Source organism: Streptomyces sp. HPF1205 (assembly GCF_020400825.1).
Taxonomy (GTDB): Bacteria; Actinomycetota; Actinomycetes; order Streptomycetales; family Streptomycetaceae; genus Actinacidiphila.
In genome coordinates, this window is the sequence record NZ_JAINVH010000018.1 from 137309 (window position 1) to 150586 (window position 13278).

General features: G+C 73.2%; 13 protein-coding genes. 8 read left to right on the top strand and 5 right to left on the bottom strand.

The window, feature by feature from the left end; genetic code table 11:
- Positions 1–326: 326 nt before the first annotated feature.
- Entirely contained in the window at positions 327–1445 is a 1119-nt protein-coding gene (locus K7G61_RS21480; protein ID WP_374204197.1) for an S-adenosylmethionine:tRNA ribosyltransferase-isomerase, read from the bottom strand.
- Entirely contained in the window at positions 1442–2158 is a 717-nt protein-coding gene (locus tag K7G61_RS21485) for an SDR family oxidoreductase (protein ID WP_225848547.1), read from the bottom strand. Before K7G61_RS21485 ends, K7G61_RS21480 begins: the two co-directional genes overlap by 4 nt.
- Before the next feature lie 199 nt (positions 2159–2357).
- On the opposite strand from K7G61_RS21485, the gene K7G61_RS21490 reads away from it, so the two are divergent.
- Both K7G61_RS21490 and K7G61_RS21495 read left to right on the top strand, forming a co-directional pair.
- Entirely contained in the window at positions 2358–3506 is a 1149-nt protein-coding gene (locus tag K7G61_RS21490; protein ID WP_225848548.1) for a GAF domain-containing sensor histidine kinase, read from the top strand.
- On the top strand, positions 3499–4140 hold the full coding sequence (locus K7G61_RS21495; RefSeq protein ID WP_225848549.1) for a response regulator transcription factor: 642 nt from the start codon (positions 3499–3501) through the stop codon (positions 4138–4140). The genes K7G61_RS21490 and K7G61_RS21495 overlap by 8 nt, the downstream gene beginning before the upstream one ends.
- 478 nt (positions 4141–4618) lie before the next feature.
- On the opposite strand, the gene K7G61_RS21500 is transcribed toward K7G61_RS21495, so the two are convergent.
- On the bottom strand, positions 4619–5410 hold the full coding sequence (locus K7G61_RS21500; RefSeq protein ID WP_225848550.1) for a hypothetical protein: 792 nt from the start codon (positions 5408–5410) through the stop codon (positions 4619–4621).
- A gap of 124 nt (positions 5411–5534) precedes the next feature.
- Here K7G61_RS21500 and K7G61_RS21505 point away from each other — a divergent pair, with 124 nt between their 5' ends.
- The 4 genes from K7G61_RS21505 to K7G61_RS21520 all read left to right on the top strand — a co-directional run bounded on the left by K7G61_RS21505 (position 5535) and on the right by K7G61_RS21520 (position 8870).
- Positions 5535–6326 carry an ABC transporter ATP-binding protein gene (locus K7G61_RS21505; RefSeq protein WP_225848551.1) on the top strand — a complete coding sequence of 264 codons (792 nt, stop codon included), beginning with the start codon at positions 5535–5537 and terminating at the stop codon, positions 6324–6326.
- A 162-nt stretch (positions 6327–6488) separates the two neighbouring features.
- Positions 6489–6923: an NfeD family protein gene (locus K7G61_RS21510; protein WP_225848552.1), complete on the top strand. Its 435-nt coding sequence runs from the start codon at positions 6489–6491 to the stop codon at positions 6921–6923.
- A gap of 138 nt (positions 6924–7061) precedes the next feature.
- The gene (locus K7G61_RS21515; RefSeq protein WP_225848553.1) at positions 7062–8018 is read left to right on the top strand and encodes an SPFH domain-containing protein; all 957 of its coding nucleotides are present in this window, start codon (positions 7062–7064) and stop codon (positions 8016–8018) included.
- Between the two features lie 84 nt (positions 8019–8102).
- Positions 8103–8870 (top strand): sulfite exporter TauE/SafE family protein, encoded by a 768-nt coding sequence (locus tag K7G61_RS21520; protein ID WP_225848554.1) that lies wholly within the window; start codon positions 8103–8105, stop codon positions 8868–8870.
- A 157-nt stretch (positions 8871–9027) separates the two neighbouring features.
- Here K7G61_RS21520 and K7G61_RS21525 read toward each other — a convergent pair whose 3' ends face one another.
- Positions 9028–9531, bottom strand: coding sequence for an HNH endonuclease (locus K7G61_RS21525; RefSeq protein WP_225848555.1), 504 nt, complete (start codon positions 9529–9531; stop codon positions 9028–9030).
- A gap of 538 nt (positions 9532–10069) precedes the next feature.
- Positions 10070–10609: a YbhB/YbcL family Raf kinase inhibitor-like protein gene (locus tag K7G61_RS21530; RefSeq protein WP_225848556.1), complete on the bottom strand. Its 540-nt coding sequence runs from the start codon at positions 10607–10609 to the stop codon at positions 10070–10072.
- Between the two features lie 128 nt (positions 10610–10737).
- On the opposite strand from K7G61_RS21530, the gene K7G61_RS21535 reads away from it, so the two are divergent.
- Positions 10738–11376, top strand: a complete 639-nt coding sequence (locus tag K7G61_RS21535; protein ID WP_225848557.1) for a DNA-3-methyladenine glycosylase — start codon at positions 10738–10740, stop codon at positions 11374–11376.
- A 208-nt stretch (positions 11377–11584) separates the two neighbouring features.
- Positions 11585–12844, top strand: coding sequence for a tyrosine--tRNA ligase (gene tyrS / locus K7G61_RS21540; RefSeq protein WP_225848558.1), 1260 nt, complete (start codon positions 11585–11587; stop codon positions 12842–12844).
- Positions 12845–13278 lie beyond the last annotated feature (434 nt).

Genomic DNA, 13278 nt, shown 5'->3' on the forward strand with positions numbered 1-13278 from the left:
GGTGCATTCGACTATCCGGCTTAGTATGTGACGCGCGTCCTATAGGTGACCTCACAGGGGGGCACCCTCCCGATCGCGTGAGGTGATCGGGAGGGTGCCGGGTGTGACGATATTTCGGCTGATGTCGGGGCAGACCGCGAGGCGCAGGACCGGCCCGCGGTTCCTAGTGCTGTGGCCGGGAAGGTTTGCCGGTAGCTCGCGGCGTCCGGTGCGGTGGATCGCAAGGCGCCGGATCGGCCTCGTAGTGGGCCTACTCGGTCGATTCGGCAACGCCGCGAGGTGCCGTGCCGGGCGTCGCGAGCCGGTGAATCTTCCCGGCCACAGCACTAGTAGGGGAGAAGCAGGTTGACGTCCCCGAACTCGTGCCACAGGTAGCCGCCGGACAGCGCCCGCCGGTACACCCGCTCCAGCAGCGCGCCGCCGGACAGCGCCCTCAGCATCAGCAGGTGCGACGCCTCGGGCTCGTGCAGGCCGGTCAGCAGGCCGTCCACCGCCCGCACCCCCCGCCGCGGGGTCACCACCAGCTCCGTCCAGCCCTCGGCCGGCCGCACCACACCGCGTTCGTCGGCCGCCGACTCCAGCGCCCGTACCGCCGTGGTGCCCACCGCCACCACCCGGCCGCCGGCCGCGCGGGCCGCGTTGACCTGCCAGGCCGTGCTCGCGGGCACGGCGAACCGCTCGGCGTACGGCGGCTCGTGCGCCTCCGCCGACGCCACCCCCGTGTGCAGCACGATCGGCGCTATCTGCACCCCCCGGCTGACCAGCTCGGTCACCAGGCCCGCGGTGAAGGGACGGCCCGCGCTCGGCATCTCCGCCGACCCCAGCCCGTCCGCGGACCGCCGGGCGAACACCGTCTGGTACGCCGCCAGCGGCTGGTCACGCTCGGTGTAGGAGTAGCGGATGGGCCGCCCGTGCCGCTCCAGGTACCGCGGCACGTCCGCCACGGACGCCCGGGCGATCCACAGCCGGTCGCCGGCCGCGTCCAGCGGCTCCCGCAGCACCAGCCGGGCGCCCCCGGCCAGCTCCAGGGCCGCGCCGCCGGGGCCGCCGGGGCGGCGGACCGTCGAACCGCGCCCGTCTGGGGTACGCACCTCCACCACCCACGAACCGTCGTCGCGGCGGGTGGAGAAGTGCACGACCACCGGCTCCGTACGACCGCCGCCCGCGCCGCCCGTGCCGTGCCCGCCGCCCCCGCCGTCCAGTCGCGCGTCCACCGCCGCGGGCAGCGTCCGCGAGGTGTTCACCACCAGCACGTCGCCCGCCCGCAGCAGCCCGGGCAACTCGCGGAAGGCGTGGTCGGTGACCTCGCCGGAACCCCGCCGACCGACCAGCAGTCGCACCGCGTCGCGCCGCGGGGCGGGCCTGGTGGCCATCCGCCCGGGCGGCATCCGCAGTGCGGCGAGGGCGTCGGCGCCGCGTTCCGTGTCGTCGCGCACCGCGCTCATCGCGCCGCCGCCAGCAGCGCGGGAGCCGTGTACCTGCCGCTGTCCGGCCGCTCGTCCAGCAGCCGCAGGAAGGCGGGGACCACCGACTCGGGCAGCGGCCGGGCCGCGAAGTCCGGGTCGTCGGGCACGGCCGCCTCGTACAACCGCGTCCGCAGGTCACCGGGGTCGACCGCCCACACCCGAAGCGCGGGCTCCTCCTCGGCGAGCACCGCCGAGAGCCGGTCGAGCGCGGCCTTGGCGGCGCCGTACCCTCCCCACGTGGGGTACGCCTCCACCGCCGCGTCCGAGCTGATGTTGACGACCGCCCCGCGCGCCGCCCGCAGCGACGGCAGCGCCGCCCGGATCAGCGCCAGCGGAGCCGTCACATTGGTCTCCAGCGCCTCCCGCAGCCCCGCCTCCGCCAGCTCGGCCAGCGGCACCAACGGCTCCGCGCCCAGGGCGCTGGCGTTGTTCACCAGCAGGTCGACCCCGCCCAGCGCCACGGCCGCGGCCACCAGCCGCTCCCGGTGCGCGGGGTCGGTGACGTCGCCGGGTATCCCCTCCACCCGTCCCGCGCGCGCCCCGCCGATGTCCCGATCCAGCTCCGCCGCGGCCGTCCGCAGCGCCTCCTCGCCCCGCCCGTCCAGGACCAGGTCCCAGCCGCGCGCGGCCAAGGCGCCGGCCAGCGCCCGGCCCAGTCCCCGCGACGCCCCCGTGATGATCGCCACCGGCATGATTCACGCCTCCGCGTACCGACGAACCGACCCGGGCCGTCCCGGGTCACCTGGCGCCCACCGTAGGAACGGCGCCGTCCCGGCCGCCTCGGCCGCCCGCCGCAGCACCCGCGGGCACTTCGCCCTAGTCCGCAGGTCCCACGACGGCCGGGACCCGCGGCGCATACGTACCGTCACACGGCGCCGGTACGGTAAGGGCATGTCCCACCGGTCGGCCAGAGGCGGAATCGAAGCGGTCAGCGCCGCGGTCCTGGCGATGAACCGCCGGCTGGAGGTGCGCGAGGTCCTGCAGACCATCGTGGCCTCCGCCCGCGAGCTGCTCGGCGCGCGGTACGCGGCGCTGGGCGTGCCCGACGACCACGGCGGCTTCGCCCAGTTCGTGGTGGACGGCGTCGACGACGAGCAGTGGCGGGCCATCGGCCCGCTGCCCAGGCAGCACGGCGTGCTCGCGGCGATGCTGCAGCAGGCCACCCCCGTGCGCCTGGCCGACGTGCGCACCTTCGAGAGCTTCGCCGGCTGGCCGCGCGCCCACCCGGTGATGACGGACTTCATCGGCATGCCGATCCTCGACGAGGAGGAGGTCCTCGGCGCCCTCTTTCTGGCCAACAAGGCCTGCGTCAAGGAGCCCGGCGTCTGCGGCTTCAGCGAGCAGGACGAGGACCTGCTGCGGATCCTCGCCGACCACGCCGCGATAGCCCTGACCAACGCCCGGCTCTACGAGCGCAGCCGCGAGCTGACGCTGGCGGGGGAGCGGGCCAGGATCGCCCACGAACTGCACGACGCGGTGTCGCAGAAGCTGTTCTCCCTGCGGCTGACCGCCCAGGCCGCGGCTGCCCTCGTCGACAAGGACCCGGCCCGCGCCAAGGACGAGATCCGGCAGGTCGCCGCGCTGGCCGCCGAGGCCGCCGACGAGCTGCGGGCCGTCGTGGTCGAGCTGAGGCCCGCGGCCCTGGACGAGGACGGCCTCGTCGCCACCCTGCGCACCCAGGCCGACGTACTCGACCGGGCGCACAGCGCGGGCGTCACCTTCCGCTCCGGCCAGGTACGGGCGCTGCCCTCCGCCCAGGAGGAGGCGCTGCTGCGGGTCGCCCAGGAGGCCATGCACAACGCGCTGCGGCACGCGCACGCCACCACCGTCAGCGTCATCCTGGAGGGGCGCGGCAAAGGGGCCCGGCTGCGTGTCGTCGACGACGGCCGCGGCTTCGACCCCTCCGTCGTGCGCCGGGCCGGCCGCCACCTGGGGCTGGTCTCGATGCGGGACCGCGCGAGCGGCGTCGGCGGCAGCCTGACCGTGCAGTCGGAGCCCGGCAAGGGCACCGTCATCGAGATGGAGGTGCCCGGTGGGTGACAACGTCATCCGCGTGCTGCTCGTCGACGACCACCAAGTGGTGCGCCGCGGCCTGCGTACGTTCCTGGAGGTCCAGGAGGACATCGAGGTCGTCGGCGAGGCCGGCGACGGCGACGAGGGCGCGGCCCGCGCCCAGGAGCTGCGGCCCGACGTGATCCTCATGGACGTCAAGATGCCCGGCACCGACGGCATCGAGGCCCTGCGGCTGCTGCGCGACGCGGGCAGCCCGGCCCGGGTCCTCATCGTGACCAGCTTCACCGAGCAGCGCACCGTGGTCCCCGCCCTGCGGGCCGGCGCGGCGGGCTACGTCTACAAGGACGTCGACCCCGTCGCCCTCGCCGACGCGATCCGCTCGGTCCACGCCGGCCACGTCCTGCTCCAGCCCGAAGTGGCCGGCGCGCTCCTCACCCCGGACGAGACCGCGCCCGGCCAGAGCCGCGGCACGTCCCTCACCGACCGCGAACGCGAAGTCCTCGGCCTCATCGCCGACGGCCGCTCCAACCGCGAGATCGCCCGCGCCCTCGTCCTGTCCGAGAAGACCGTCAAGACCCACGTGTCCAACATCCTCATGAAGCTCGACCTCTCCGACCGCACCCAGGCCGCACTGTGGGCCGTCCGCAACAACCTCGGCTGACCCCCCGACCGCACCCCAAAGCCCCCCCACAGACCGCGGCGCGCGCCCCGCCCCGAAGCACCGCGGGGCGCGGGCGGCCCGCCCCCGGAGGCCCCAGGGGCGCGGGGGCGGCCCAGCCCCGGTGTACTCAGGGGCGCGGGGAACTGCGCGAGCAACCCTCTACGGTGAGGTGGTCCGGCGACGAGGCCAGCCACTCCTGCGGATCGGTGCGGCCCGAGGTGCCCGGCGCGGCGGTCGGGGCTCGCCCCCGGTGTACCCAGGGGCGCGGGGAACTGCGCGAGCAACCCCCCACCGCCAGGTGGTCCGGCGACGAGGCCAGCCGCCCCTGCGGATCGGTCCGGCCCCCACCGCCAGGTGGTCCGGCGACAACGCCGGCCACCCCTCACCCCTCCGGAACAGGGACGCCCCCGGCCGCCAGGCCGCAAGCCCCCCGCAGGGGGAACCCCACAAGCCCAAGCCGCGCAGACCCCACCCGACCTCAGGGCCTCCGCCGCTCCGCCTCCTCCACATAAGCGTTGTAGGCCGCCACCTGCGCCCTCCGCGCCGTCCGCTCCACCGGCCGCAGCACGTCCGCCCGGGTCGCGATCTGGGAGGCGCTCACCGCGCCGCCGTGGCCGTCCGCGGCAATGGTGACGAGCGCGGCGACCCGCTGGGCCAGTTCGAGGACGCGTACCGCACGCGGGGGGTAACCCGGCGCGAGCACCTCCCGCCCGCGCGCCGCCCGCGCCCGGTACGCCTCCTGCGCGGCCTGCGCGGCCGGCCCCGCGCCCGCCACGTCGAGCCGCGCCAGCGCCTCCGTCGCGTCCCGCAGCGCCTCCGCCAGCTCCCGTTCCGCCTCGGCCAGAGACGGCACGTCGGCCGGCGGCGCGTCCCGTACCGGAAGGCACTTCCACTCGACCTCCACGTGCACGTCGCCCGCCGGCCCGGCCTCGCGGACCTCGGGCACCAGGCCGAGGAAGGCGCCACCCACGGTGACGGCGGCCTCGCCGGCCTCCATCGCGCGCGCGTTGAACTCCGGCGGACCGCTCAGCCCCAGCGGATGCCCCGGGACCGGCATCGCCAGCCGCAGCCCGGTCACCCCCAGCGCCCGCAGCCGGCCCAGGCCCAGGGTCAGACCGACCGGCCCGTGCTCCTCCCCGGGCAGTCCCGAGACCCGGTGCGCCGCGTCACCGGCCGTGATCCGGCCGGCCACGTCATCGGGCGCCACAAGTCCGGCAAGCAGGGCATTTCCCCACGCGACCAGCCGTCCTGAACGAGGTTCATCAAGCATGCCCCCAGCCTATGGACTGGACCCGCCGCACGGTGGCGTAAGTTTTCCCCGGGGGTTCCTTCCGGCACGTGCCGACGCCCCGGCGCTGCGGACTGACGAGACTGCAATGGGAGACAACGCGCTCATGAGCGATGTGCTGGAGCTGGTGGACGTATCCGTGGTCCGCGACGGACGGGCTCTGGTGGACCAGGTCTCGTGGTCCGTCTCCGAAGGTGAGCGCTGGGTCGTCCTGGGGCCCAACGGCGCCGGCAAGACGACCCTCCTGAACGTGGCCTCCAGCTACCTCTTCCCGACCACCGGCACCGTCCAGATCCTCGGCGAGAAGCTCGGCAGCGTGGACGTATTCGAACTGCGCCCCCGCATCGGCATGGCCGGCGCCGCGATGGCCGAGAAGATGCCGCGCCGGCAGACCGTCCTGCAGACCGTGCTCACCGCCGCGTACGGCATGACCGCGACCTGGCACGAGGGCTACGAGCAGGTGGACGAGGACCGCGCCCGCGCCTTCCTGGACCGGCTGGGGATGAACGACTTCCTCGACCGCAAATTCGGCACCCTCTCCGAGGGAGAGCGCAAGCGCACCCTGATCGCCCGCGCCATGATGTCCGACCCCGAACTGCTGCTGCTCGACGAACCCGCGGCCGGCCTCGACCTCGGCGGCCGCGAGGACCTCGTACGGCGACTGGGCCGGCTCGCCCGCGACCCGATCGCCCCCTCCATGATCATGGTCACCCACCACGTCGAGGAGATCGCGCCCGGCTTCACCCACGTCCTGATGATCCGTCAGGGCAAGGTGGTCGCCGCCGGGCCCGTGGAGAGCGAGCTCACCTCCCGCAACCTCTCCGTCTGCTTCGGCCTGCCGCTCGTCGTCGAGCGCCGCGGCGACCGCTGGACCGCCGCCGGACTGCCGCTGTCCTGACGGACCGCCACCGCGCGGAGCGCCGCCGGACCGCCGCCCTCCTGACGGGCCGTGCGCCCCCCCACGCCCCCGCGCCACCCCGGCCCCGCTCCCGCCTTCCGGGCAAATCGGCGCGCTCCAGGGCCTTTTGGGACTGCCGCACAGGGGGTCCGCGCGCCTACGATGGGTGACGTGGACGCTTGGTTGTGGTGGCTCATAGCCGCGGTGGGTCTCGGCATCCCACTGGTGGTCACGGCGATGCCGGAATTCGGCATGTTCGCCGTCGGCGCGGTGGCCGGCGCGATCACCGCCGCCCTGGGCACGGGCATCGTCGCGCAGGTCCTGGTCTTCGTCATCGTCTCGGTCGCCCTCATCGCCGTCGTACGCCCGATCGCGTACCGGCACCAGAGGCAGCGCCCCGAACTGCGCAGCGGCGTCGACGCGCTCAAGGGCCGCCAGGCCGTCGTCCTCGAACGGGTCGACGGCGGCGAAGGCGGCCGGATCAAGCTCGCGGGGGAGATCTGGTCCGCCCGGGCGCTGGAGAGCGGCCGGGTCTTCGACCCCGGACAGCAGGTGGACGTGGTGGAGATCGACGGGGCGACCGCCGTGGTGATGTAGCCGCGGCCCGCCCGGCGGGCAGTCATGCATCAGGCCATCCGCCGGCCACGGACCGGGAATTCGCCGAACCCGGCCCGCGGCGCGCGAGTGGTCTGCGAAAATCGATCATCAAACGGCCAAGCGGCGCGGGAGTCGGGTATGCAGCCCATCATCATCGTCCTCATCATCCTGGTGGTGCTCGTCTTCATCGCGCTGATCAAGACGGTCCAGGTCATCCCCCAGGCACAGGCGGCCATCGTGGAGCGCTTCGGGCGCTACACCCGCACCCTCAGCGCCGGCCTGAACATCGTCGTCCCCTTCATCGACACCATCCGCAACCGGATCGACCTGCGCGAACAGGTCGTGCCGTTCCCGCCGCAACCGGTCATCACCCAGGACAACCTGGTGGTGAACATCGACACGGTCATCTACTACCAGGTGACCGACGCGCGGGCCGCCACCTATGAGGTCGCCAGCTACATCCAGGCGATCGAGCAGCTCACCGTCACCACCCTGCGCAACATCATCGGCGGCATGGACCTGGAGCGGACCCTGACCTCGCGCGAGGAGATCAACGCGGCCCTGCGCGGCGTCCTCGACGAGGCGACCGGCAAGTGGGGCATCCGCGTCAACCGCGTCGAACTCAAGGCGATCGAGCCGCCCACCTCCATCCAGGACTCGATGGAGAAGCAGATGCGCGCCGACCGGGACAAGCGCGCCGCCATCCTCACCGCCGAAGGCGTCCGGCAGTCCCAGATCCTCACCGCCGAGGGCGAGAAGCAGTCCCAGATCCTGCGCGCGGAGGGCGAGGCCAAGGCCGCGGCCCTGCGCGCGGAGGGCGAGGCCCAGGCGATCCGCACGGTCTTCGAGTCCATCCACGCCGGCGACCCCGACCAGAAGCTGCTGGCCTACCAGTACCTGCAGATGCTGCCGAAGATCGCCGAGGGCGAAGCCAACAAGCTGTGGATCATCCCCAGCGAACTCAACGACGCCCTCAAGGGCCTCGGCGGGATAGTCAACATCCCCGGCGCCCCGGGCAGCGGCGGCAACGGCAACGGCGGTGCGGCCACCACTCCGGCCCCCCGCCGGGAATCCCCGCCGTTCGACAAGAACTGACGCGTCCCCGCTGTGACATGATCGCTGCGCGCCCCTCGACCCCACAAGCGGCGGGGAGGACGCACAGCGATCATGGGAGTACTCATGTCACCAGTGGAAGCCCTGGCCGTCCTCGCGGCCGGAATCGGCGCGGGCACCATCAACACGATCGTCGGTTCCGGCACCCTCATCACCTTCCCCGTCCTGTTGGCGGTCGGCCTGTCACCCGTCACCGCCAACGTGTCCAACGCGCTCGGCCTCGTGCCCGGCTCGGTCGCCGGCGCCATCGGCTACCGGCGGGAACTCACCGGCCAGCGCGACCGGCTGATCCGGCTCGGCATCGTCTGCCTGGTCGGCGGCGCCACCGGGGCCGTCCTGCTCGTCACCCTGCCGTCCAAGGCCTTCGACGCGATCGTGCCGGGACTGGTCGGCGCCGCCCTCGTCCTGGTCGTCCTGCAGCCCCGGCTCGCCCGCACCCTCCAGGCGCGCCGCGCCCGCGAGGGCACCGCCGTTCCCACGCACGGCGGCCCGGTCCTGGCCATCGGCATGTTCCTGGCCAGCGTGTACGGCGGCTACTTCGGCGCCGCCCAGGGAGTCCTCTACCTGTCCTTGATGGGACTCCTCCTCGACGACACCCTGCAACGGGTCAACGGCCTCAAGAACGTCCTGGCCGCCATAGTCAACGGCATCGCCGCGATCTTCTTCATCGTCATCGCCCACATGGACTGGGCGGCGGTCGGCCTCATCGCCGCCGGCGCCACCATCGGCGGCGTCCTCGGCGCCCGCGTCGGCCGCCGCCTGCCCCCCACGGCCCTGCGCGCCCTCATCGTCGTCGTGGGCGTCGTGGCCATCGTCCAACTCGTCCTCAGATAGCCGCCCGGCTCCCGGACGCCCGCCCCTCGGACAGCGGACAGCAGCGGACAGCGGACAGCGGACAGCGGACGGCCCGGGCCCGGCCCATGCACGGCCGGGCGACGGTACGCGGGCCATGCCTCACGTACCGCCGCCCGCCCGGCCGGCGAACGACCGCTCAGGCCGGCAGCCCCAGCCACTGCGGCAGACTCTCCCGGTCCCTCACACCCAGCGCCAGCAGCAGCGCGTCCGCCGGCGTCGGCTCGAACGGCCGCACCAGCAGCCGCATCCCGGCCTGCTCGGGAGTACGGTCCGCCTTGCGCTGGTTGTCCTCCGCGCACGCGGCCACCGTGTTCAGCCAGGTGTCCCCGCCCCCGCGCGACTTGGGCTGCACGTGGTCGACGGTCGTGGCCCGCCGCCCGCAGTACGCGCACCGGTGCCGGTCACGTACCAGCACACCCCGGCGCGACCACGGCGCCCGTTGTCGGAACGGCACCCGCACGTACCGGCACAGCCGGATCACCTGCGGCACCGGCACGTCCACCGCCGCCGCGCGCAGGCGCAGCCCGGGATGGGCCTGCTCCACCACCGCCTTGTCCTGCATCACCAGCACGATCGCGCGCCGCAGCGACACCGTCGACAGAGGCTCGAAACTCGCATTCAACACCAGCGTCTCCCGCACGTCGCCCACCTCCCGGCTCTCGCCCCGCCCCAGCGGCGAAGTGGCTCCACTGTGCCCCTGGGCATGCCCGTGAACAACGCAATTTCTCCCGGGCGGACGGCGCGTGACCGGGTAGGGGGGAGCAGGGAAAGATTCCGGAAAGAGGCGGCGAACACGGGCGGGAACGAGAGGTCGCGCTCCGGATGCCGCCCCCCGTGAGACGGCGCATCCGGAGCGCTCAGGCCGGCGCGGACACCCGGTGGTGGTGGCGCCGGGCTCCGGCGGACGGCAGGGCCGCGCGGCGAACGACCGCCCGGCGCAGCGCCCCGCCGCCCCCGCTCGCGCGGTGCCGGCCGACCCGGGACAGGGCCGTCTCCGGGCGTCTTGCCGGAGCCCACCGAGTCACCGGGCGAAGGACAACTCTGCGCCCGGCGACCGGGGAACGGCAACACGTTTTCCCGCCGCGCCCCGGCCTTCCGTAAACCTTGCGGCGGGCCGGACGCGGGGCCGTCCTTCGTACGCCCACGGGTCCGGCCCGCCCACGGGTCCGGCCCGCCGCTCAGCCGCCGTCCGGCGCCTCGTACTCGCCGATGAGCTGCGCCCGCCCCAGCGTGTGGAAGCGCAGGTTGAAGCCCACCGCCGCCGGAGAGGTGTCGGAATCCGGTCCCAGCTTCTCCGTGTCGACCGCGTACACGGTGAACACGTAGCGGTGCGGACCGTCACCGGGCGGCGGCGCCGCGCCGCCGAAGTCCTTCGAGCCGTAGTCGTTGCGCGCGTGCACCGCGCCCTCGGGAAGCCCTACGAACCCGGCCGACCCCGCCCCCCGCGGCAGCTCCGTGACCGACGCCGGAATGTCGAACACCACCCAGTGCCAGAACCCGCTGCCGGTCGGGGCGTCCGGGTCGTAGCACGTCACCGCGAAGCTCCGGGTCTCCTCGGGAAAGCCCGTCCAGCGCAGATGCGGGGAGACGTTGCCCGCCGCGAACACCTGGTCGTCCTTCAAGGTCGCGCCCGGCGCCACGTCGTCGCTCACCACCGTGAACTCCGGCACCGGCGGATGGTAGTCATGGGGGAGCGGCCGCCGCGCTTGCTCGGTCACCTCGGCACCTCCTGCTTGATCGCTGATGACTGATCACTGACGGCCACGAGCCTAGATCCCGCCCGGCCGTCGCGCCCGCCACCCACCGCCGTGAACCGCCGACAGCGCGTCCACTACTCTCGTCTGCTGTGATCCCAGCGTCCCCGAGGACCCCCCTCAGCCGTTCGTTCTTCGACCGGCCGGTCCTGGAGATCGCGCCCGACCTGCTGGGCCGCACCCTGGTGCGCAGCACCGACAAGGGCCCGATCGAACTGCGGCTCACCGAGGTCGAGGCGTACGACGGCCCGAACGACCCGGGCTCGCACGCCTACCGCGGCCGCACCGACCGCAACGCCGTGATGTTCGGTCCGCCCGGCCACACGTACGTCTACTTCACCTATGGCATGTGGCACTGCCTCAACCTGGTGTGCGGTCCGGAAGGCCGGGCCAGTGGGGTCCTGCTGCGTGCCGGGGAGATCACCAGGGGCGCCGACCTGGCCCGCGTCCACCGGCCGACCTCGCGCAAGCCCAGCGACCTCGCCCAGGGACCCGCCCGGCTCGCCATCGCCCTGGCCGTCGACCGCACCCTCAACGGCTGCGACGCCTGCTCCGACGACGGTGGCCCCTTCCGCGTCCTCACCGGGACGCCGCCGTCACCCGACGCCGTGCGCACCGGGCCGCGCACAGGCGTCGGCGGCGAGGGCGCCGACCACCCCTGGCGCTACTGGATCGACGGCGACCCCACGGTCAGCCCCTACCGCCCCCACACCCCGCGCAAGCGCCGCTGACCGGCCGGAGGCCGAAAACCATCGACCGCGACCGCGACCGCGACCGCGACCGCCGCCGCCGACCGACGCTCACGCGCCTACCGACCGCGTCCCGCGGCCCGCGACAAGTGGCGAGCGGGGCGCGGCCCGGACCGCGTACGCTCGTAAACCGCACGCCGGCAACACCGGGGACCGGGAGCCGGGAACAGGGAAGAGGAGACACGGAACCGTGACGGACATCGTCGACGAGCTGCAGTGGCGCGGACTGATCGCCGTATCCACTGACGAGGACGCACTGCGCAAGGCGTTCGCGGACGGCCCGGTCACGGTCTATTGCGGCTTCGACCCCACCGCGCCCAGCCTCCACGTGGGCAACCTGGTCCAGATCCTCACCATCCGCCGCTTCCAGCTGGCCGGACACCGCCCGCTCGGCCTCGTCGGCGGCGCCACCGGCCTCATCGGCGATCCCAAGCCGACCGCGGAGCGCCGGCTGAACGACCCGGCGGTCGTCGCCGAGTGGGTGGGGCGGGTGCGTGCCCAGATCGAGCCGTACCTCTCCTTCGAGGGGCCCAACGCGGCCGTCATGGTCAACAACCTCGACTGGACCTCGGGTCTGTCCGCCACCGAGTTCCTGCGGGACGTCGGCAAGCACTTCCGCGTGAACAAGATGATCACCAAGGAGGCGGTGGCGCGCCGGCTCAACTCCGACCAGGGCATCAGCTACACGGAGTTCAGCTACCAGATCCTGCAGGGCATGGACTTCCTGGAGCTGTACCGGCGGTACGGCTGCACCGTCCAGACCGGCGGCAGCGACCAGTGGGGCAACCTCACGGCCGGTATCGACCTCATCCACCGTGTCGAGGGCGCCGCGGTGCACGCGGTGGCCACCCCGCTGATCACCAAGGCGGACGGCACGAAGTTCGGCAAGACCGAGGGCGGCGCCGTCTGGCTCGACCCCGGGATGACCACGCCGTACGCCTTCTACCAGTTCTGGCTGAACGCGGACGACCGCGACGTCTCCACCTTCCTGCGGATCTTCAGCTTCAGAACGCGCGAGGAGATCGAGGAGCTGGAGCGCGCCACCGCGGAGCGACCCCAGGCGCGCGCGGCGCAGCGCGCGCTGGCCGAGGAACTCACCACCCTCGTCCACGGCGCCGAGCAGTGCGCGGCCGTGGTCGCCGCCTCAAGGGCACTTTTCGGCCAGGGAGAGCTCGGCGCCCTCGACGAGGCCACCCTGGCCGCCGCGCTCAGCGAGCTGCCGCAGGCCGAGGTGACCGAACTCGCGCCCGTGGCGGACCTGCTCGCCCTGGTCGAGCTGGTCCCCAGCAAGTCGGCCGCCCGCCGTACCATCAAGGAGGGGGGCGCGTACGTGAACAACGTCAAGGTGGAGTCCGAGGACGCGACGCCGGCCGCCGCCGACCTGATCCACGGCCGCTGGCTGGTCCTGCGGCGCGGCAAGCGCAACCTCGGCGCGATCGAACTCGTCTGAGACGGCCGGAAATCCACGTTTGAGCGGCGGCCGAACTTGACTCGGCCGCCGCCGGTCCGTAACGTAGACCGAGCCGCTGAAACGGGAGGCACGGTTCGGAACCGACTCCCGCGGACGAGCGGCAACCCACTCCTACGTCGCTTCCGATCTTCGGATCTCCTGTCGGCGCGCCCGGAATTCGATTCCGAGTGGCCGCGGATCGCCGATTATGAATCGGCGGGAGAGCGGAGTACAGTGGGAAACACGAAGGGAAAGCCCGGAGGGCGCCGGAAACGGTGACCGAAGGAAGCTTCCGTTCCTTGAGAACTCAACAGCGTGCCAAAAGTCAACGCCAGATATGTTGATACCCCGTCTTCACGCGGTTCGCGTGGGACGTGGTTCCTTTGAAGAAATATGACAGCGAGGACGCTGTGCACCCGGGGATTATTCCTCCC

Excerpts from the sequence above, each read along its gene's own strand:
- K7G61_RS21520 (WP_225848554.1), top strand. The coding sequence starts at position 8,103 with ATGTCACCAGTGGAAGCCCTGGCCGTCCTCGCGGCCGGAATCGGCGCG.
- K7G61_RS21490 (WP_225848548.1), top strand. The coding sequence starts at position 2,358 with ATGTCCCACCGGTCGGCCAGAGGCGGAATCGAAGCGGTCAGCGCCGCG.
- K7G61_RS21505 (WP_225848551.1), top strand. The coding sequence starts at position 5,535 with ATGAGCGATGTGCTGGAGCTGGTGGACGTATCCGTGGTCCGCGACGGA.
- K7G61_RS21500 (WP_225848550.1), bottom strand. The coding sequence starts at position 5,410 with ATGCTTGATGAACCTCGTTCAGGACGGCTGGTCGCGTGGGGAAATGCC.
- K7G61_RS21480 (WP_374204197.1), bottom strand. The coding sequence starts at position 1,445 with ATGAGCGCGGTGCGCGACGACACGGAACGCGGCGCCGACGCCCTCGCC.
- K7G61_RS21515 (WP_225848553.1), top strand. The coding sequence starts at position 7,062 with ATGCAGCCCATCATCATCGTCCTCATCATCCTGGTGGTGCTCGTCTTC.
- K7G61_RS21485 (WP_225848547.1), bottom strand. The coding sequence starts at position 2,158 with ATGCCGGTGGCGATCATCACGGGGGCGTCGCGGGGACTGGGCCGGGCG.
- K7G61_RS21510 (WP_225848552.1), top strand. The coding sequence starts at position 6,489 with ATGGGTGACGTGGACGCTTGGTTGTGGTGGCTCATAGCCGCGGTGGGT.